The 17,252-nt window shown below is 72.5% G+C and carries 21 protein-coding genes; 3 read left to right on the top strand and 18 right to left on the bottom strand.

Features of this window, described 5'->3' with window-relative positions; genetic code table 11:
- Nucleotides 1-173: 173 nt before the first annotated feature.
- A complete protein-coding gene (locus ROT00_RS01715; RefSeq protein ID WP_404771862.1) occupies nt 174-815 on the top strand; it encodes a murein hydrolase activator EnvC family protein in 642 nt (213 codons plus the stop codon).
- Nucleotides 816-838: 23 nt separating this feature from the next.
- Here ROT00_RS01715 and ROT00_RS01710 read toward each other — a convergent pair whose 3' ends face one another.
- The 10 genes from ROT00_RS01710 to ROT00_RS01665 all read right to left on the bottom strand — a co-directional run bounded on the left by ROT00_RS01710 (nt 839) and on the right by ROT00_RS01665 (nt 9,006).
- Nucleotides 839-1,828, bottom strand: coding sequence for a tyrosine-type recombinase/integrase (locus ROT00_RS01710; RefSeq protein ID WP_404771861.1), 990 nt, complete (start codon nt 1,826-1,828; stop codon nt 839-841).
- 2 nt (nt 1,829-1,830) lie between these two features.
- The gene (locus tag ROT00_RS01705; RefSeq protein ID WP_404771859.1) at nt 1,831-2,727 is read right to left on the bottom strand and encodes a metallophosphoesterase; all 897 of its coding nucleotides are present in this window, start codon (nt 2,725-2,727) and stop codon (nt 1,831-1,833) included.
- An 81-nt stretch (nt 2,728-2,808) separates the two neighbouring features.
- Complete coding sequence (dprA, locus tag ROT00_RS01700) at nt 2,809-4,083, bottom strand: DNA-processing protein DprA (RefSeq protein WP_404771857.1); 1,275 nt, start codon at nt 4,081-4,083, stop codon at nt 2,809-2,811.
- Nucleotides 4,071-5,615, bottom strand: a complete 1,545-nt coding sequence (locus ROT00_RS01695; RefSeq protein WP_404771855.1) for a YifB family Mg chelatase-like AAA ATPase — start codon at nt 5,613-5,615, stop codon at nt 4,071-4,073. Before ROT00_RS01695 ends, dprA begins: the two co-directional genes overlap by 13 nt.
- A complete protein-coding gene (locus ROT00_RS01690) occupies nt 5,615-5,971 on the bottom strand; it encodes a YraN family protein (protein ID WP_404771854.1) in 357 nt (118 codons plus the stop codon). The genes ROT00_RS01695 and ROT00_RS01690 overlap by 1 nt, the downstream gene beginning before the upstream one ends.
- A 111-nt stretch (nt 5,972-6,082) precedes the next feature.
- A complete protein-coding gene (locus ROT00_RS01685) occupies nt 6,083-6,406 on the bottom strand; it encodes a DUF2469 family protein (protein ID WP_243568131.1) in 324 nt (107 codons plus the stop codon).
- A 6-nt stretch (nt 6,407-6,412) separates the two neighbouring features.
- On the bottom strand, nt 6,413-7,102 hold the full coding sequence (locus ROT00_RS01680; RefSeq protein ID WP_404771853.1) for a ribonuclease HII: 690 nt from the start codon (nt 7,100-7,102) through the stop codon (nt 6,413-6,415).
- The gene (lepB, locus tag ROT00_RS01675) at nt 7,102-7,848 is read right to left on the bottom strand and encodes a signal peptidase I (protein ID WP_404771851.1); all 747 of its coding nucleotides are present in this window, start codon (nt 7,846-7,848) and stop codon (nt 7,102-7,104) included. The genes ROT00_RS01680 and lepB overlap by 1 nt, the downstream gene beginning before the upstream one ends.
- A 91-nt stretch (nt 7,849-7,939) precedes the next feature.
- Nucleotides 7,940-8,287, bottom strand: coding sequence for a 50S ribosomal protein L19 (rplS, locus tag ROT00_RS01670; protein WP_189084790.1), 348 nt, complete (start codon nt 8,285-8,287; stop codon nt 7,940-7,942).
- Nucleotides 8,288-8,505: 218 nt separating this feature from the next.
- The gene (locus ROT00_RS01665; protein ID WP_404771849.1) at nt 8,506-9,006 is read right to left on the bottom strand and encodes a hypothetical protein; all 501 of its coding nucleotides are present in this window, start codon (nt 9,004-9,006) and stop codon (nt 8,506-8,508) included.
- Nucleotides 9,007-9,128: 122 nt separating this feature from the next.
- Here ROT00_RS01665 and map point away from each other — a divergent pair, with 122 nt between their 5' ends.
- Complete coding sequence (map, locus tag ROT00_RS01660) at nt 9,129-9,896, top strand: type I methionyl aminopeptidase (protein ID WP_404771848.1); 768 nt, start codon at nt 9,129-9,131, stop codon at nt 9,894-9,896.
- Between the two features lie 6 nt (nt 9,897-9,902).
- On the opposite strand, the gene trmD is transcribed toward map, so the two are convergent.
- From trmD to rpsP, 4 genes are read right to left on the bottom strand one after another with little or no spacing between them, the layout of a single operon-like run.
- Nucleotides 9,903-10,595, bottom strand: a complete 693-nt coding sequence (gene trmD, locus ROT00_RS01655; RefSeq protein WP_404771846.1) for a tRNA (guanosine(37)-N1)-methyltransferase TrmD — start codon at nt 10,593-10,595, stop codon at nt 9,903-9,905.
- A gap of 15 nt (nt 10,596-10,610) precedes the next feature.
- The gene (gene rimM, locus ROT00_RS01650) at nt 10,611-11,264 is read right to left on the bottom strand and encodes a ribosome maturation factor RimM (protein WP_404771844.1); all 654 of its coding nucleotides are present in this window, start codon (nt 11,262-11,264) and stop codon (nt 10,611-10,613) included.
- Between the two features lies 1 nt (nt 11,265).
- Complete coding sequence (locus tag ROT00_RS01645) at nt 11,266-11,502, bottom strand: RNA-binding protein (protein WP_285463526.1); 237 nt, start codon at nt 11,500-11,502, stop codon at nt 11,266-11,268.
- Between the two features lie 4 nt (nt 11,503-11,506).
- The gene (gene rpsP / locus ROT00_RS01640; protein WP_404771843.1) at nt 11,507-11,938 is read right to left on the bottom strand and encodes a 30S ribosomal protein S16; all 432 of its coding nucleotides are present in this window, start codon (nt 11,936-11,938) and stop codon (nt 11,507-11,509) included.
- A gap of 268 nt (nt 11,939-12,206) precedes the next feature.
- Here rpsP and ROT00_RS01635 point away from each other — a divergent pair, with 268 nt between their 5' ends.
- The gene (locus tag ROT00_RS01635; RefSeq protein WP_404771841.1) at nt 12,207-13,358 is read left to right on the top strand and encodes a glutamate--cysteine ligase; all 1,152 of its coding nucleotides are present in this window, start codon (nt 12,207-12,209) and stop codon (nt 13,356-13,358) included.
- Nucleotides 13,359-13,423: 65 nt separating this feature from the next.
- Here the strand turns inward: ROT00_RS01635 and ffh are convergent, their stop codons facing one another.
- The 4 genes from ffh to ROT00_RS01615 all read right to left on the bottom strand — a co-directional run bounded on the left by ffh (nt 13,424) and on the right by ROT00_RS01615 (nt 17,205).
- Nucleotides 13,424-15,004, bottom strand: coding sequence for a signal recognition particle protein (gene ffh / locus ROT00_RS01630; RefSeq protein ID WP_404771840.1), 1,581 nt, complete (start codon nt 15,002-15,004; stop codon nt 13,424-13,426).
- Between the two features lie 61 nt (nt 15,005-15,065).
- Complete coding sequence (locus ROT00_RS01625; RefSeq protein ID WP_404771839.1) at nt 15,066-15,554, bottom strand: DUF2004 domain-containing protein; 489 nt, start codon at nt 15,552-15,554, stop codon at nt 15,066-15,068.
- A 29-nt stretch (nt 15,555-15,583) separates the two neighbouring features.
- A complete protein-coding gene (gene ftsY / locus ROT00_RS01620) occupies nt 15,584-16,459 on the bottom strand; it encodes a signal recognition particle-docking protein FtsY (protein ID WP_404771837.1) in 876 nt (291 codons plus the stop codon).
- Nucleotides 16,460-16,518: 59 nt separating this feature from the next.
- Nucleotides 16,519-17,205, bottom strand: a complete 687-nt coding sequence (locus ROT00_RS01615) for a hypothetical protein (protein WP_404771836.1) — start codon at nt 17,203-17,205, stop codon at nt 16,519-16,521.
- Nucleotides 17,206-17,252 lie beyond the last annotated feature (47 nt).

Below are 17,252 nucleotides of genomic sequence, written 5' to 3'. Positions count from 1 at the left end.
CCTCGACATGCGAGGTGCGATCCCAGACTACCAGCTCCACCGCCGTCCCATGGTCGCGCGCCGGCTGGGGCGGGTCGGCGGCCCAGTCCCCCACACCCGGTTCGAGCCCGCACCGGTCCACAGCCGACGGCCCGAGAGGCGGGCGCCCCGCCGCGCGACGGGATGCTGGCGGGATGGCCCGACCCCGCGTGATCGCCCGATTCCTCCTGCTGCTGCCGACGGTGCTCGTCCTGCTGCTGCCCTCCCCGCCGAGCCGGGCCGCGCCGGGAACGGCCGCGGCGGCCCGTCCCTCGGCCGCGGCCGCCAGTGCCGCAGGACCGGCGGCGGCGGCCGCCGTTGTCGTCGGACCGGTGGCAGCCGTCGCGGCCGACCCGGGGACGGCTGACACAGTGGCCGAGACGCCGACCGCGGGCTGGCGTTGGCCCGTCGATCCTCCGGCGACGATCGTGGCGCCGTTCCGCGCACCGCCGACGCCCTACGCGCCCGGGCACCGGGGCATCGACCTGGCCGCTCGCGAGCACGACGCGGTCCGCGCACCGGCCGACGGCACGGTGAGCTTCGCGGGCATGGTGGCCGGACGCCCCGTGGTCGCCGTCGATCACGGCGACGGGTACGTGAGCGCCGTCGAGCCGGTCTCGGCGACCGTCGCGGCCGGTTCCGCGGTGGCGGCGGGCGAGGCGCTCGGCACGGCCGCGTCGGGCGGGCACTGCGATGGCGGGTGCGTGCACTTCGGCGTTCGCCTGCACGGCGAGTACGTCTCTCCGCTGCTGCTGCTCGAGGCGCCGCCCCGTTCGGTGCTGCTGCCCGTCGGATGAGGACGAGCCGCGGGGATGCGGGCTCAGGCGCGCGGATGCGCCGTGCGGTAGCTCTGCTTCAGTCGTTCGGCGGAGACGTGCGTGTAGATCTGCGTCGTGCCGAGGCTCGCGTGACCGAGGAACTCCTGGACGGCGCGGAGCTCGGCCCCGCCGTCGAGGAGGTGCGTCGCGGCCGTGTGCCGAAGGGCGTGCGGGCCGGCGGGGCCGCCGCCCGGCACGTCCTCCAGGAGCCCGGAGACCAGGCGGTGCACGGTGCGGACGTTGATCCGCGCACCGCGAGCGCCGAGGAACACGGCGTGGTCGCCGGACCCGATCGTCCGCCGCGCTGCGCCGGTCGCGTCCGCGGCTCGGGGCGCGCGCCCGTCGCCACCGCCCTCGACGCGAGCGCCGGCGCGCGCGAGGAGCACGGGACGCCCGAGCTCCAGATACCGATCGAGTGCGCGGGCCGCCGGCGCTCCGTACGGCACCACGCGCTCTTTCGCCCCCTTGCCGAGCACGCGGACGGTCCGGCTCGAACGGTCGAGGTCGTCGACGTCGATCCCCACGAGCTCGGAGACGCGGAGCGCCGCGGCGTAGAGCAGCTCGACGATCGCGTGGTCGCGGAGGGCGACCGCCTCCCCCGAGGCGGCGGCCGCTTCGAGCCCTGCCAAGAGACCGTCGGCGGAATCCCTGGTGAGCACGCGCGGCAGGGTGCGCTGCGCCTTCGGCGCTCGGAGACGGGCCCCGGCGTCGCTCGTCGATCGGCCGCTGGTGGCGAGCCAGGCGGCGAACCCCCGCGCGCTCGCGGCCCGTCTGGCGAGCGTCGCCCGGGCGAGCCCCCGCTGATCGGCGTCCCAGAGCCAGTCGCGCAGGAGCGCGAGATCGAGCTCCTCGGCGTCGGAGGCGGCCTCCGCGAATCGTTCGAGGTCGCCGAGGTCGGCGGCGTACGCCGCGACGGTGTGCGCCGAGTACCGCCGTTCGTCGCGGAGATGCGCGAGATAGCCCTCGACGGAGGCTCCGAGCCAGGAGGACACGATCAGGCCCCGGGTTTCCGGGAGAAGCGGTCGAGCCGCGCGGCGGGTTCGAGCCGCGCGAGCTCATCGACGAAGTCGGCGCTGAAGCGGGAGATGACCTCGAGCGGAGCGAGCGGAGCGACCGAGACGAGATGCCCGTCGTCGAAGAGCTGCACGAGCGAGAACGAGCGGCCTCCATCGACACCCTGCAGCTCAGCGGGCGGTGCGCTCACGTCGAGGGTGTACGCCGTCGCGCCCGCGATCGACACCGGGATGCCGGCGAAGCCGCCCGCGCTCGGATAGTGCAGGTGCCCGCCGAGGATGAGCCGCACGTCGCTCCCCCGGAGCACCTCCGCGAGCCGCTCCTGACCTTGCAGCTCGAGCACGTCCATGAGCGCGAGCGGAGTGGGGATCGGCGCGTGATGGAGCGCGAGCACCGTGCCGCGCGGTGCCGGGCTCGCCAGCAGCTCGGCGAGCCAGTCCGCCCGCTCCTCGTCGACCTCCCCATGGTGCCAGCCGGGCACGGAGACGTCGAAGGAGACGATCCGCACGCCGGCGAGGTCGACGACCCGATGCAACGGGCCGTCGGATTCCTGCAGGCCGAGGAGCTCGGCGGCGAACGGTGCGCGCTCGTCGTGGTTGCCCATCACCCAGACGAGCTCGGCGCCGGCGCGCTCCGCGAGCGGCTCGAGCGCGGCGCGCGCCCGCCGGTAGGCGTCGGGCTCGCCGAGGTCGGCGATGTCACCGGTGACGACGATCGCATCGATCCCGGTGCCGAGCCGGTCGAGCTGGGCGACCGCGCGGTCGAGGGCCGCGACGGTGTCGGCCGCTCCGCCGAGGGGCGCACCGCCGGCGAGCAGGTGGGTGTCGCTCAGGTGCGCGATCGTCGTGTGCGGTGCCGGGTATCTGCCGAGTTGCATCCGTCCTCCCGGGGCACAGCCTACGGCCGACCTCGGACGCCGCCGTGCGCACCGGCGGCGCGCCCGGCGACCGGCCCGCCGCTACCCGCGCCCGCGCAGGAGCCAGCCCTCGGTCGTGCGTCTCACCCGCCCGAGCGCGTCGAGCGTGCCGAGCGCTCCGAGCGCGCGCGGCGGCTCGATGCCGGCGCGGGCGGCGAGCTCCGCCGCCGGTCTCGGAACGCGCGCGCTCATCGCGTCGAGCATTCGCAGTTCGAGCTCGCCGAACTCGTCGTGCGACCGGTCCGGCCGCCGTTCGGTGCTCTCCGGCTCGGCGGTCGGCGATTCGAGCACGACCGCACCCCCGGTGGGGCCGAGCAGCTCGGCCATCTCGGCGGCATCGGTCACGCAGACGGCCTCCTGTTCGCGCAGCAGTCGATGACAGCCCGCCGACGCGGGACTCGTGACGGGCCCGGGCACGACCCCGACCGGCCGGCCGAGCGTCGCCGCGTGGTGGGCCGTGTTGAGCGCACCGGAACGCCAGCCGGCCTCGACCACCACGACCGCCCCGCTCAGCGCCGCGATCACCCGATTGCGGGCGAGGAACCGCCACTTCGTCGGTGCTGCCCCGCAGGGCAGCTCGGAGATGACGGCGCCGCGCACCGCGATCTCGTCGAGCAGCGCGGCGTGGCCCTGGGGATAGAACCGGTCGGCGCCGCCCGCGAGCACGGCGACGGTCGCCCCGCCCCGGTGCAGCGCGGCCCGGTGCGCGGCGCCGTCGATGCCGTAGGCGCCGCCCGACACGATCGTGCACCCGCGATCGACGAGGCCGGCGACGGACTCGAGGGTGAGCTGTTCGCCGTATCCCGTCGCGGCGCGGGCACCGACGACGGCGATGGCGGCGGGGGCGGCGACGAGCGCCGGATCGCCGCGGACCCACACTGCGAGCGGCGCGTGCACCCCGAGATCGTCGAGGCGCCGCGGCCAGCCCGGATCGCCCGGGACGAGCACGCCGGCGCCGATCCGCTGCGCTTGGGCGAGCGACCGCACGAGGGCGCCCGCGTCGAGCCGGGGACGCCAGCGGGAGATCCCGTCGACGACGGCCCGGGCGGTGAGCCCGACGTCGCCGCCGAGCCGGGCCACGAGACGGTCGGCGGTGCCGTCGCTCGCGATGAACGACGCGGTCTCCTCGGCGCCGAGCGCGGCGACGAGCGTGCCGAGGGTGCCGTCGCCCGGCTCGGCGAGGAGCGAGAGCGCTGCGCGGGCGGCCGCATCCTCATCGCTCGCCCGGCCCTGCGCGCCGGGAGTGGCGCGGAGCCTGGCGACGACGGCCTCCGAGTCGCGCTGCGCGGCCCGGAAGCCGCGGTTCACGCCGGCCACAGCGGCGACTTCCGCAGCGCGTTCGCCTGCCCGACGTGCCCGCTGTCGGGAGCGCCTGCCCCGTCGAGGTCCGCGAAGGTCCAGGCGAGCTTCAGCACCTTGTCGTAGCCGCGCATCGTCAACCCGCCGCGTTCGAGGGCCCGGTCGATCGCCGCCGTCGCCCGATGCCCGGGGTGCATGCCGCCCGTACCGCGCAGCCACGGCCCGGGCACTTCGGCGTTCACCCGCCACGGCGTCTCGCGGTACCGTTCCGCCGCGAGCAGCCGCGCGCCCTCGACCCGCCTCCGCGCCTCGGCGCTCGTCACCCTGGCGTCCGCGGACACGAGGCTCGTGGCCGCCGCGGTGAGCCGCGGCACCCACAGCTCCAGATCGATGCGATCGCGGAGCGGCCCCGAGATGCGCGAGAGGTACCGGCGCTTGACGTTCGGGGCGCAGGTGCACGACTCGCCCTTCGGCGTCCACTGGCCGCACGGGCAGGGGTTCGCCGCCAGCACGAGCTGGAAGCTCGCGGGAAATGAGGCGACGGCGCTCGCGCGATGGATCGAGATCGACCGCGACTCGAGCGGCTGCCTGAGGACGTCGAGGACCGAGGCCGGGAACTCGGGCGCCTCGTCGAGGAAGAGCACTCCGTGCGAGGCGCGCGCGGCCGCACCGGGGCGGATGAGCCGGCCCCCGCCGCCGATGATCGAGGCAGCGGTGGCCGTGTGGTGCGGGGCTTCGAACGGCGGCCGGACCGACAGCGACCCGACCCCGAGCCCGGAGAGCGACCGCAGCGATGCGACCTCGAGCGCGTGGTCGACCTCCAGATCGGGCAGGATGCCGGGCAGCCGCGAGGCGAGCATCGTCTTCCCCGCTCCCGGCGGCCCGTAGAGCCCCAGGTGATGCCCGCCCGCGGCCGCGGCGATGAGCGCGGAGACCGCCTCCGAGTTGCCGACGACGTCGCCGAGGTCGCCGGGGACGAACTCGGTCCCCTCCGTCGTCTCCGTGCGGACGACCGCGTCGATCGCGGGCACCTCGACGTCCCCGCCGTGCCAGGCCACCGCCTCGGCGAGCGAGACGACGCCGATGACCTCGATGCCTTCGACGAGCGCCGCCTCCGTGGCGTTCGCCGCCGGCACCATCACCCGGGCGATCCCCGCGCGGCGGGCGGCGAGCACCGCGGGCAGGATGCCGTCGGTCGGCCGGAGCCGGCCGTCCAGGCCGAGCTCGCCGAGGTGGACGAGCCCGCTCGCCGACACGGGGTCGAGGCGCCCCGCCGCCGCCAGACAGGCGACCGCGATGGCGAGGTCGAAGCCCGAGCCCTGCTTCGGCAGCGTCGCGGGCGAGAGGTTGACGGTGAGCCGCCGCGGCGGCAGCGGGCAGCCGGAGTTCGCGGCGGCGGCGCGGACCCGCTCCCTCGACTCGCCGATCGCGGCATCCGGGAGTCCGATGACGAGGAAGGCTGGCAGCTGGCTGCCGAGATCGGCCTCGACCTCGACGATCGATCCGCTGAGGCCGAGCAGCGCCACCGATTTGGTGCGAGCGACCGCCATCAGCCGATGTTCTCGAGGCGCTCGATGACGGCCGGGGCACCGGGCGGTGCGAGCACGGCCACCGCGTCGATGCGAACGCGCCTCCGCCCCTCGCCCGTCGACTCGCACCAGGCGGACGCGAGCCTGCGCAGCCGGGCGAGCTTCACCGGGGTGATCGCCTCGAACGGATGCCCGAAGCCCTCGCCCGCCCTGGTCTTCACCTCGATGAACACCGTGTGCCCGTCGTGCTCGGCGATCAGATCGATCTCGCCGTGCCTGCATCGCCAGTTGCGATCGATCAGCCGGAATCCGTTCGACTCCAGATGCGCCGCGGCCAGGTCTTCGCCGAGCCGTCCGAGTTCCGCATTGCGGGACATCCGCACCACCTCCGCGACCAAGCGTCGCGGGCCGCGGGGAGGCCGACGGCCGGCACGGACGATTCCGTGGAGGGTGCGCCGCTCACAGCAGCGGCTGCGGAGGAGCGCGGACTACTCGTCGAGCGCGAGTTCCTTCGGCAGTTCGAACTCGCGAGCCGCGAGCTCCTCGATGTTGACGTCCTTGAAGGTGAGCACGCGGACGCTCTTCACGAAGCGGTCGGCGCGGTACACGTCCCAGACCCAGACGTCCTTCATCGTGAGCTCGAAGTAGAAGTCGTGCTCGGTGTCGCGGCGAACCAGCTCCACCTCGTTGGCGAGGTAGAAGCGACGCTCGGTCTCGACCACGTACTGGAACTGCGACACGATGTCGCGGTACTCGCGGTACAGGGCCAGCTCGACCTCGCGGTCGTAGTCGTCGAACTCGTCTTCATCCATCGCTGATCATCCTACGCCGAGCTCGAACAGCGCGGTGGCGGGTTCCGCCTCGCGCGAACGATCGTGGAGCCACGTGCGCCGGTGCAGTTCGCTCGGCCCGTGCTCCGCGATCGCCTCGAAGTGCGCGCGCGAGGAGTAGCCCTTGTTCTCGTCCCAGCCGTACACCGGCCAGTCGACGTGCGCCCGGCGCATCGCGCGGTCGCGGTGCACCTTCGCGATGACCGAGGCCGCCGAGACGGAGGCGCAGTCGCGGTCGGCCTTGATCCGGGTGACGACGCGCGCCCGATGCTCGATCGACTGGCTCAACCAGTCGTAGTTGCCGTCGAGGAGGAGCGGCGCGCCGAACGGCAGCTCGACCGCCTCGCTCACTGCGGCGAACGCGCGCGCGCCGGCGAGCCCGAGGCACGCCATGATGCCGAGCTCGTCGATCTCCGCGGCGCTGGCCTCGCCCACCGCCGAGGCGCGGACCCACGCCGCGGCCCGCGGCGCGAGCAGCTCGCGCTTCGGCTCCGGCAGCAGCTTCGAATCGCGGAGCCCGGCGGGCATCCGCCGCATGCCCGCGTCGACGACGACGAGACCCACGGCGACCTGCCCCGCGAGCGCCCCGCGGCCGACCTCGTCGCACGCGAGCACGAGCCCGGCGCCGCCGTCGAGCAGCTCCCGCTCGAGACGCATCGTGGGCGCGGACGCCGCCATCAGCCCGAGCCCTCGTCGACGCCGGCGAACACCTCCGGGTAGTTGCCGAGCCACGCCCACCGCGACACCGGCCAGCTCACGACGAATGCGCGGCCGACGACGTTGTCGACGGGGACGAAGCCCTTGAGCGGGGTGTCGCCGTTGTAGCGGCTGTCCTGCGAGTTGTAGCGGTTGTCGCCCATCACCCACAGCGAGCCCTCGGGCACCGTCACGTCGAAGTCGTCGCGGGAGTCCCGGGTCTCCCCCGGCGGCAGGGCGACGTAGGGCTCGTCGAGCGGCACGCCGTTCACGCTCATCTGCCCGAGGGCGTTGCAGCACACGACGTGGTCGCCCGGCAGGCCGATGAGGCGCTTCACGAGGTGGTCGTTGGAGTCGGGTGCCGACAGGCCCACGAACGCGAGGAACCAGTCGACGGCGGCGACGAGCGGGGGCTGCTGGGGATCTTCCCGGATGGGGAGCCAGCCGCCCGGGTCGCGGAACACGACGACGTCGCCACGTTCGAGCGGCACGACGTCGGGCACGAGCTCGTTGACGATGATGCGGTCGTCGACCTCGAGCGTCTGCTCCATCGACTGCGAGGGGATGAAGAAGGAGCGGATCAGGAACGTCTTGATGAGGAAGGAGACGAGCACCGCGACGACGAAGATGATGAGCAGATCGCGGAGGAAGAGCAGCAGCCCCCGCTTCCTGCTCGGCGTCTGCTGTTCGCGCTCGTCGCTGGCGCTGGTCTGCGTCTCGTCTGTCATGGAACCCCGTGTCATTCGCTCGGAGAAACACCGAGCTCCCCGTCCCAGTGTAGGGGCGGGGAGCTCGGAGGGATGCTTCGACGCGGGCCGATCAGCTCTCGCGCTTCTCCTTGATCTTGGCCTTCTTGCCACGGAGCTCGCGGAGGTAGTAGAGCTTCGCGCGACGGACGTCACCGCGGGTGACGACCTCGATCTTGTCGATGATCGGCGAGTGCACCGGGAACTTGCGCTCGACGCCGACCTGGAAGCTGATCTTGCGGACCGTGAAGGTCTCGCGGACGCCCTCGCCCGAGCGGCCGATGACGACGCCCTGGAAGACCTGGACGCGCGAGCGCGTGCCTTCGACGATGTTGACGTGCACCTTGACGGTGTCGCCCGGGCGGAAGTCGGGGATGTCCGACTTCAGGCTCGCGGCGTCGACGTGGTCGAGGATGTGCATGATGGTTCGCTCTCTGCGCCCGCCACCGGTCGAACGCGGATCAGAATTGGAAAGAGTGCGGTGCCGCCTCGCGCAAAGCGCGTCGCAGGCTCCCCGGAGGCAGGGCCGAGCAGCGGCACAATCATCTATTCTGCCAGATCCCGAGGCCACCCACCAACACGGCCCAGGACGGACGCCCGGTGGTGCATCCCCGGAGCCGCGTCACGCCGCCCGAGCGGTCAGTCGCGGACCTCGTGCACGATGATGACGTCGCCGTCGCCGTCGTCGAAGGGCGGCTGCGGTCGGCCGGGGACGGCGCCGCCGGACTGGGCGGCCGCCTGGCGCTCGAACTCCGCCATGCTCGCCCGCATGCGCCGCGATCCGTCGGCGACGAGCTGCGAGAGCGCGACCCAGAACGCGGCGACCGCGCCCAGGATGGCGAGCACGCTGAACAGGGTCGCCGTCGCCCCGTAGAAGCCGGTGCCGATGATCGCGAGCTGCCAGGCGCCGAGGACGCCGACGTCGAGCCAGGAGCTCGCGCGCTCCGAGCGCACCGTCGGCCGCGCGTTCACGAGGAGCGCGACGACGAGCAGGGTGAGGAACGCGGCGGGGACCGTGATGACGAGCCCCAGGGTGCCCCAGCCGCCGGCGCCGAAGAACGCCCAGCCGATGACGAGCCAGAGCGGCAGCGCGACCACCGCGACGAACTGCCAGCGGTAGAAGAGGCGCCTGAGGACCATGCCGACAGGCTAACCTCGGCGCGCTGGGAACGCACCGGGTGTTCACTCAGGGCGGACCAGTCAGACTGGTCGTGGCGAGCCGCACCGCGGCATCCGCCAGAATGGTCTCGGAGAGGATGAGCGTGATCGAACTGAGGACCCCCGCCGAGATCGAGGAGATGCGTCCCGCGGGCCGTTTCGTGGCCAGCGTGCTGCAGGCGACCTCCGCCGCCGCGAAGCCGGGCATGAACCTGCTGGAGCTCGACGCCCTCGCGCACGAGATGATCCGCAAGGCCGGCGCCGAGAGCTGCTACATCGACTACCACCCCTCGTTCGGCGCGAGCCCGTTCGGCAAGGTGCTCTGCACCTCGGTGAACGACGCCGTGCTGCACGGCCTCCCCCACGACTACGTGCTGCGCGACGGCGATCTGCTGAGCCTCGACTTCGCCGCCTCCGTCAACGGCTGGGTCTCGGACTCCGCCGTCTCCGTCGTCGTCGGCACGCCGCGCGAGGCGGACCTGCGGCTCATCGCCACGACCGAGGAGGCGCTCGCCGCCGGCATCGCCGCCGCACGCGTCGGGAACAAGATCGGCGACATCTCCCGCGCCATCGGCGACGTCGCCAAGGCGTCCGGCTACCTCGTGAACACCGACTTCGGCGGGCACGGCGTCGGCCGCACCATGCACGGCGACCCGCACGTGCCGAACTCCGGGCGGCCCGGTCGCGGCATGCCGCTGAAGGCCGGCCTCGTGCTCGCGATCGAGCCGTGGTGGCTCGAGACGACCAACCGGATCTTCACCGATCCCGACGGCTGGACGCTGCGCAGCGCCGACGGCTCGCGCGGCGCGCACTCGGAGCACACGATCGCCATCACCGACGGCGACCCGATCGTGCTCACCACGCGCGGCTAAGGCCTGCTACTCGGGCGGCAGCAGGTCCGGGCGCACCGCGCGGGTGCGTTCGAGCTGCTGTTCGTGGCGCCACTCCGCGATGCGGCCGTGGTTGCCGGAGAGCAGCACCGGCGGCACCTCGAGGCCGCGCCACTCCTGGGGCTTCGTGTAGCTCGGGTACTCGAGCAGGCCGTCCTCGTGCGATTCCTCGACGAGGGACTCCGGATTGCCGACGACGCCGGGGACGAGCCGCCCGGCCGCCTCGATCATCGCCATCACGGCGACCTCCCCGCCGTTCAGGACGTAGTCACCCAGGGAGACGAGGCGCACCCGCATCCGGCCGCGGTAGTGGTCGACGACGCGCTGGTCGATGCCCTCGTAGCGGCCGCAGGCGAACACGAGGTGCGATTCCGCGGCAAGTTCGCGCGCGAGCTGCTGCGTGAAGGGCTCGCCGGCCGGCGACGGCACGACGAGCAGCGCGTCGGACTCCCCCTCGCCGACGATCGCGTCGAGGGCCTCGCCCCACGGCTCGGGCTTCATCACCATGCCGGCGCCGCCGCCGTAGGGCGTGTCGTCGACGGTGCGGTGCCGATCGTGCGTGTGGTCGCGCAGATCGTGCGCGACGACTTCGATGAGTCCGGACTGGCGCGCCTTGCCGAGCAGCGACAGGTCGAGCACGTCGAAGAAGCTCGGGAAGATCGTGACGATGTCGATCCGCATGGACCGCCTCCTTGGCTACTTCGCGTCGTCTGCGGGAGCGGATGCCTCGGCCGCGGCCTCCGGGTCGCTGTCGCCCGGCTCGCCGTCGGCCCGATCGCCGTCGGCCGACGCACCGTCGTCGGGCAGCTCTTCGAAGAGCCCGGCCGGGGGCGTCACGGTGAGGGTACCGGCCTCGAGGTCGACCTCGGGCACGATCGCGGCGACGAACGGCACCATGACCTCGCCGGAGCCGGTCTTGACGATGAGGAGGTCCTGCGCGGGCAAGTGGTCGACGTGCGCCACCTCGCCGATGCGGACGCCGTCGCGGAGCACCGCGAGGCCGACCAGCTGGTGGTCGTACCAGGCGTCGGGCTCGGCGTCGGCGGCCTCGGCGGCCTCATCGACGTCCACCCAGAGGATGGCCTTGATCAGCGTCTCGGCCGCGGTGCGGTCGTCGACGCCGTCGAAGAACCCCACGGGCTGCTGGTTGTACCAGCGGAGCTCGCGGAAGACCAGGTGCTTGCCGTGCCACGGGGACTCGGCAGGCACCTGGAGGGAGAACTCGGCTCCGGGGACGAACCGCCGTTCGGGGTCGTCCGTGTAGAGCTCGAGCTTGATGGCGCCCTTCAGCCCGTGGGCCTTGGTGAGGCGCCCGACCCGCAACTGCTGGGGGCGCTTGTCGCGCGCCACGTCAGGCGTCGGTGTCGACGACGTCGACACGGACTCGGCGGCCGTCCGCGAGGGCGGTCACCACGGTGCGGAGCGATTTGGCGGTTCGGCCGGCGCGTCCGATGACGCGGCCGAGGTCCTCGGGGTTCACATGAACCTCGAGGACCTCGCCGCGTGCGCTCGACGCGGAGACGACCTTCACCTCGTCAGGGTGCTCGACGATGCCCTTGACGAGATGTTCGAGCGCGGACCGGAGCAAGGTGTTACGCCTCGTCGGTCGCGGTCTCGTCGGCCGGAGCCTCGGTCTCGGCAGCCGCGGCGGCCTCCTCGACCTTGGCCGGCTTCTCCGACTTGGGCTTCAGCACCGGCTTCTTCTTCTCGTCGGCCACGAAGGCCTCCTTCGCCGCGGCGACCTTGACGGTCGAGACGGCGTCCTTGTCGCCCTTGAAGCGACCCCAGTCGCCGGTGAGCTTGAGGATGGCCCGGACCTGCTCGGTCGGCTGCGCGCCGACGGAGAGCCAGTACTGGGCGCGCTCCGAGTCGACCTCGATGAACGAGGGCTCCTCGGTGGGGTGGTACTTGCCGATCTCCTCGATCACGCGACCGTCGCGCTTGGTGCGCGAGTCGGCGACGACGATGCGGTAGTACGGGGCACGGATCTTGCCGAGCCGCTTGAGACGGATCTTGACAGCCACGATTCTCCTGAATGGTGTTGCGAGAGTTGAACCGATCGCCTGGAGCGTGGGGTGCACACCCGGCGGAAGCTCGAAATGGGCGGACCACGGCCTGATAGAGGGTCGGGCGGCGGTCCAACCGCCTATTCTGCCAGATCCCGACGGCGCTCGCGAACCGGGGCGACGGCGCGTCGGGGCCGGATGTCCTCGCGCGTCGTGGAGCGGGTGCGGCGACCGGGCGCCGTGTCATGATGGGCGGCACGGCATCCCGTCCCGAGAAAGGCCGACCATGCCCATCGAGTTCGCCGATTCTCCACGATCCACCGTCGGCCTCGAGTGGGAGATCGCCATCGTCGACCGCGCGACGGGCGAGCTCGCCTCGGTCGGCGACCGGGCGCTCCAGCTGCTCGACTCGATCAGCCCGGGCGGGCAGCATCCCTTCATCACCTCGGAGCTGCTCACCAACACCGTCGAGCTCGTGAGCAGCGTGCACGCGACCGTCCCGGCCGCGGTCGCCGACCTCGAGGGCCAGCTCGCCGAGGTGCGCGCCGTCGTCGAGGAGCTCGGCGACTACGAGCTCATCTGCAGCGGCTCCCACCCGTTCAGCCAGTGGTACGACCAGCAGCTGACCGACAAGCCGAGGTACCACAAGCTCATCGAGCGCACCCGATGGTGGGGCCGCAACATGATGATCTGGGGCGTGCACGTGCACGTGGGCATCGAGGACCGCGACAAGGCGCTGCCCATCCTCGACGGACTGCTCACGTTCCTCCCGCACCTGCAGGCGCTCAGCGCGTCCAGCCCGTACTGGGCGGGGGTCGACACCGGCTACGCCTCCAACCGGGCGCTCATGTTCCAGCAGCTGCCGACCGCGGGCCTGCCCTATCCCCTCGCCGACTGGGCCGCGTACGAGCGCTACGTCGACGATCTCCGTCGGACGGGCGTGATCGAGGACCACAGCGAGGTGCGCTGGGACATCCGTCCGTCGCCGCGCTGGGGCACCGTCGAGGTGCGCGTCTGCGACGGGGTGTCCACGGCGCGCGAGCTCGGCGCGATCGGCGCGCTCGTGCAGTGCCTCGTCGAGTGGATGAGCACTCGGCTCGACCGGGGCGAGCCGCTCACCGTGCTGCAGCCCTGGTACACCCGGGAGAACAAGTGGCGCGCCGCCAGGTACGGGCTCGACGCGGTGGTCATCACGGATGCCTCGGGCTCGGAACGGCCGGTCGCCGAGGACCTCCTCGAGCTCGTCGAGCGGCTCGCCCCCGTCGCGGCGCGCCTCGGCTGCAGCGCGGAGCTCGCCGAGGTCGCGCGCATGGTCGCCGGCGGCGCGAGCGCGCAGCGGCAGCTGCAGGTCGCCGAGGCGAACGCCGGCGACCTCAAGGCCGTCGTCGCGCACCTCGCACACGAGTTGCGCTCCGGGATGGACGAGCCGACGGGCTGAGCCGCCGGGACGGAGCCGATGGGCCGGGCGGGATCGTCCGACTCAGGCAGGCCCGGGCCGACCGCTCAGCGGCCGCCGAGGAGCTTCTGGAAGTTCGCGAGGTCGTCGGCCGACGGCGTCGGCGCCTTCGCTCCCCCGAGGCCGAAGCCCGCGCCCGTCGCGGCGTCGCCGCCGTCTATCGGCCGGCCGTCGGCGATGGCCTGGTTCTCGGCCGCGCGCTTCGCGGGGTTGCCCGAGCGCGAGCCGCCCGACTTCTTCTTGCCCTTCGCGGCCTGCCGCTTGCCGCCGCCGTAGCCGCCGGCGCCCGGGATCGGCCCCATGCCGGGGATCTGCGGCACGCCGCCGCGGGCCACGGTCTTCATCATCTTCGCCGCCTGCTCGAAGCGCTGCACGAGCTGGTTCACGTCGGTCACGGTCATGCCGGCGCCCTTCGCGATGCGGAGGCGGCGCGAGCCGTTCAGGAGCTTCGTGTTCTTCCGCTCGGCGGGGGTCATCGACTGGATGATCGCTTCGGTGCGCACGATCTCGCGCTCGTCGAAGTTCTCGAGCTGCTGCTTCATGCCGCCCGCGCCCGGCAGCATGCCGAGCATCTTCTTGATGGAGCCGGCACCGCGGAGCTGCTGCATCTGCTTCAGGAAGTCCTCGAGCGTGAACTGCTCGCTCGCGAGCTTCTCGGCGACCTTCATCGCCTCGTCCTCGTCGAAGGCCTGCTGCGCCTGCTCGATGAGGGTCAGGATGTCGCCGAGGTCGAGGATGCGGCTCGCCATGCGGTCGGGGTGGAACGGCTCGAAGTCGTCGAGGCCCTCGCCGGTCGACGCGAAGATGATCGGCCGGCCCGTGACGGAGGCGACCGAGAGGGCCGCGCCGCCGCGCGCGTCGCCGTCGAGCTTCGAGAGCACGACGCCGGTGAAGTCGACGCCGTCCTGGAAGGCCTTCGCCGTGGCGACCGCGTCCTGACCGATCATCGCGTCGATGACGAAGAGCACCTCGTCGGGGTTCGTCGCCTTGCGGATGTTCGACGCCTGCTTCATCAGCTCCGCGTCGACGCCGAGACGGCCGGCGGTGTCGATGATCACGACGTCGTGCTGGGCGCGGGCGGCGTGCGCGACGCCGTCCTTCGCGACCTTCACAGGGTCGCCGACGCCGTTGCCGGGCTCGGGCGCGTACACCGGGACCCCGGCCTGGCCGCCGACGACCTGGAGCTGGTTCACCGCGTTCGGACGCTGGAGGTCGCTCGCGACGAGGATGGGGGTGTGCCCCTCCTTCACGAGGTGCTTCGCGAGCTTGCCCGCGAGCGTCGTCTTGCCGGCGCCCTGGAGGCCGGCGAGCATGATCACGGTCGGCGGGTTCTTCGCGAACTGCAGCCGGCGCTGCTGGCCGCCGAGGATGCCGACGAGCTCCTCGTTGACGATCTGCACGACCTGCTGGGCCGGGTTCAGCGCCTTGTTGACCTCGTCGCCGAGCGCGCGCTCACGCACGCGTCCGGTGAACTGCTTGACCACGTCGAGCGAGACGTCCGCGTCGAGCAGCGCCCGGCGGATCTCACGAACGGTGCCGTCGACGTCGGAGGCCGAGAGCTTGCCCTTCGTGCGAAGGTGCTTGAAGGTATCGGCGAGGCGGTCAGACAGGGTTCCGAAGGTAGCCATAACAGGCCCGATTCTAGCGGGACACCCTGGGCGGTGCGGGCCACCGGCGGTTCGCGGCGGCTCAGCCCTCGAAGCGGGCGTCGACGATCTCGCGCCCCACGTCGATCACCGCGACCAGGCGCTCGTCGGTGTCCTCCGGGGCGAGTCCGTACTCGAACTCCGCGAAGGGCTCGCCGTCGCCGTCCGCCTCCGGGCGCAGGTCGACGCGGACGAGGCTCAGCGAGCGGAGCGCGTCGACCTGCCGGTCGCCCGACTCGCGGCCGATCGCCGCCTCGATCTCCTCGGCCTGCTCGAGGTCGGGATCGAGCACCGTGTCGAGGAACCGCACGACCGGGGAGGAGGCGGAGTCGAGCTGACCGACGAAGGCGTTGCGGAGCTCGTCGTCGACGAGCTCGAGCTCGCCGACGAGCGTGGCGGCCGCGTCGAGCGCGGCCGTCGAGACGGATTCGCCCTCGGCATCCAGGACGACCTCGACGCGCTGGTCGGCGTACTCGACGTCCTCCGACCAGTAGTCGCCGACGACGCCGAAGTAGTCGTGCTCGGTGGCCATGTGCGCCCCCTCTTCCTCTTGCGTGGCGGTTATCCGACGAGCTTCTGGGCGAAGACGTGCGGCGTGAACCCGGTGAGGTCGCCGATCCCCTCGCCCTGCCCGATGAGCTTGATCGGCAGCCCGGTCTTCTCCTGCACCGCGAGGACGAAGCCGCCCTTCGCGCTGCCGTCGAGCTTCGTGAGCACGAGGCCAGTCACCCCGCCGTGCTCGATGAACGCCTCGGCCTGAGCCAGGCCGTTCTGCCCCGTCGTCGCGTCGAGCACGAGCAGCACCTCGCTGATCGGGGCCTGCTTCTCGACGACGCGCCGGATCTTGCCGAGCTCGTCCATGAGCCCGCCCTTCGTGTGCAGGCGGCCGGCCGTGTCGATCACGACGATCTCGGTGCCGTCGCGCTTGGCCTGCTCGACGGTCTGGAACGCGACGGATGCCGGGTCCTGCCCCTCGCGCTCGGGCCGGACGATGCCGACGCCCGCCCGCTCGGCCCAGGTGGCGAGCTGATCGACCGCCGCGGCGCGGAAGGTGTCGGCCGCCCCGACGACGACGCTGCGGTCGTAGCTACGGAGGAAGCGGGCGAACTTGCCGATCGTCGTGGTCTTGCCGACGCCGTTCACCCCGACGACGAGCACGACCGCCGGCCGCTCGGTGAGACGGAGGGTCGGGTCGTACTTCGAGAGGCGCTCCTCGACGACCTCGCGGAGCATCCGCTGGACGTCGCGCGGATCGGTCGTGCGGTAGCGCTCGACCTGCGCTCTGATCTGCTCGACGATCTCCTCGGTGACGGCCGGGCCGAAGTCGGCGGTGATGAGCGCGGCCTCGAGGTCGTCCCAGGTGTCGTCGTCGATCGTCTTCGCACCGAAGATGCCCCGGAGCGCCGAGCCGAGCGACCAGGATGCGCGTTCTGCCATGCTTCGAGCCTATTCGTTCGGCGCGGCCGCTCGGACCGGGCGGACGCGGCCTGCCCGGCTCACGGGACGACGGCGATCGCCGAGAGCTGGTTCAGCTCGTCGAGCACGGCCTCGGGGTCCTGGCCGGTGCAGTCGATCGTGAGGGTGAAGCCGAGCCCGGGCTGGACGAGCGCGCGCCCCGCGACGACCCACTGCACGGTACCGTCGTCGCCCACGACGTAGCGGGTGTCGACCTCGTCGTTGCCGGGCGCGCCGAGCGCGAAGCCGCCGTCGACGGCGACCTCGCCGACCTCCGCGGCGGTGGCCCCGAAGACGACCGCGAGCATCTCGTCGGTCGCGATGCGATCGTCGCCCGAGCTCGTGTCGACGTCGCCGATGAAGCCCTGCCAGTACGCCGCCGTGCAGGCGCCGTCGGCCGAGGTGTAGCCCCAGTTGCCGTTGCCGTCGTCGGGGCTCGTCAGCGTCCAGCCGTCGTCGAACATGAGTCCGTCGGCCCACTCGGCGGTGGACGCCGCGGTGAGCAGGGCGCCGTCCTCGAAGGACAGCTCGTCGAGGCCGGCACCGTCGGCGTCGTCGCTCTCCACGATCGGGTCGTCGCCCTCGGCGGTGGCTCCGCCGTCGATGCGCTGCGCGTTCGTCACATCGATCGGGAAGCACCCGCTGAGCGCGAGCGGGGCGGCGATCGCCGCGGCGATCGCGAGGGCGCGGAGCGCGACGGGACGACGTGCGGTGCTGACGGTGCTCATGCCGCCAGCCTAGCCACGCACCGCGCCGCGGCAATGGGGAGTTCTCC

Origin of the sequence: Agromyces mediolanus (assembly GCF_044917495.1) — a bacterium.
Classification (GTDB): Bacteria; Actinomycetota; Actinomycetes; order Actinomycetales; family Microbacteriaceae; genus Agromyces; species Agromyces mediolanus_B.
This window is presented reverse-complemented; position numbering and strand designations above follow the sequence as displayed.